General features: G+C 41.1%; 1 protein-coding gene. It reads left to right on the top strand.

Features of this window, described 5'->3' with window-relative positions; translation table 11 throughout:
* The first annotated feature begins 63 nt into the window (after positions 1-63).
* Positions 64-1,230 carry an IS30 family transposase gene (locus NMM26_RS09515; RefSeq protein WP_143952561.1) on the top strand — a complete coding sequence of 389 codons (1,167 nt, stop codon included), beginning with the start codon at positions 64-66 and terminating at the stop codon, positions 1,228-1,230.
* Positions 1,231-1,432: the final 202 nt, after the last annotated feature.

The raw sequence follows: 1,432 nt of genomic DNA, 5'->3' as shown, positions 1-1,432 counted from the left end.
TCTAAAACGGATTTTTATGGTGGAATTAAGTGTGAGACGTTTGAGTTAGAAATGAGGCTCACTATGACAAAACATAAACACCTTACCCTTTCAGACCGTAATGATATCCAATTAGGCTTAGAGCGCAGTGAAACCTTCAAAGCTATTGGACAATCCATTCTAAAAGACCCGACTACTGTTTCTAAAGAAGTCAAACGAAACAGACAAATCCGAGAGTCTACATGCCATAACCTTCCTTGCCCTCTACTCGACAAAGCTCCCTTTGTCTGTAACGGCTGCCCTAAAAGAAGACAAAATTGTGGCTATAAGAAGATTTTCTACCTCGCTAAGCAAGCTCAAAAACAGTACGAACAAACTCTTATCGAAGCTCGTGAAGGAACTCCTCTCAATTCCAAGACCTTCTGGGACATGGACAAAGTCATTTCTGATGGTGTTAAAAAGGGCCAACACATCTATCATATCCTCAAAACTCACAACCTTGATGTCAGCTCCTCAACCGTCTATCGACACATCCGAAAAGGATACCTATCTATCGCTCCTATTGACCTAGCCAGAGCCGTTAAATTCAAAGAAAGACGGAAAAGTAAGCTACCTTCCATCCCTAAAGAAGCTAAAAAAGGCCGTTCCTATGAGGATTTCCAAAATTATTTGGCTCTTAAGCAACTGAACTCTTGGCTGGAAATGGACACCGTTATGGGCAGGATGGGAGGTAAAGTCCTACTCACCTTCAACCTGTCTTTCTGTAACTTTATCTTCGCTAGACTTCTGGATAATAAAACTACCCTTGAGGTTACCAAACACCTCTATGACATCAAGAACACTCTTCACCAAGCGGACAAAGATTTCTTCCAACTCTTCCCTGTCATCCTGACAGATAATGGTGGAGAGTTTGCCAGGGTTGATGACATCGAAATGGATGTGCGAGGAGAGAGTAAACTCTTCTTTTGTGACCCTAATCGCTCTGACCAGAAAGGGAGAATTGAGAAAAATCACACGCTGATTCGCGACATTCTACCTAAGGAAACTTCTTTTGACAACTTAACTCAAGAGGACATCAATCTCGTTTGTTCGCATGTCAACAGTGTCAAACGTGCTGCTTTGAATGGAAAGTCAGCCTATGAACTCTTTGCCTTTACTTACGGAGAAGAGATTCCTAAACTTCTAGGTATTTCTAAAATACCTGCAGAAGACGTCTGTCAGTCGTCTAAATTACTCCAACATAAGTTCTAAAAACTAACCTTTAACCGCATTCAAACGTCTCACACTAACTTCCACCATAGCGGAACTTAATCTGAAACGCTTTCAGATGAGGGGATTTTGTGCGCTCTTTTTTCTATTCATTTTGGCTACAAAAACGATGAAATCAAGTATTAGTAAAACCAGTGGAACTTACCCTGACACGGATTTCCACTGGTTTTTACGATTTTTATCA

The organism is Streptococcus sp. CF7_Ac1-8 (genome assembly GCF_024295435.1).
Classification (GTDB): Bacteria; Bacillota; Bacilli; order Lactobacillales; family Streptococcaceae; genus Streptococcus; species Streptococcus mitis_AP.
Note: the sequence above shows the minus strand (reverse complement) of the source record. Positions and strands in the feature narration are given on the sequence as shown.

What these genes read in the sequence shown, in the direction of transcription:
- NMM26_RS09515 (WP_143952561.1), top strand. Translation starts at nt 64, where the DNA reads ATGACAAAACATAAACACCTTACCCTTTCAGACCGTAATGATATCCAA.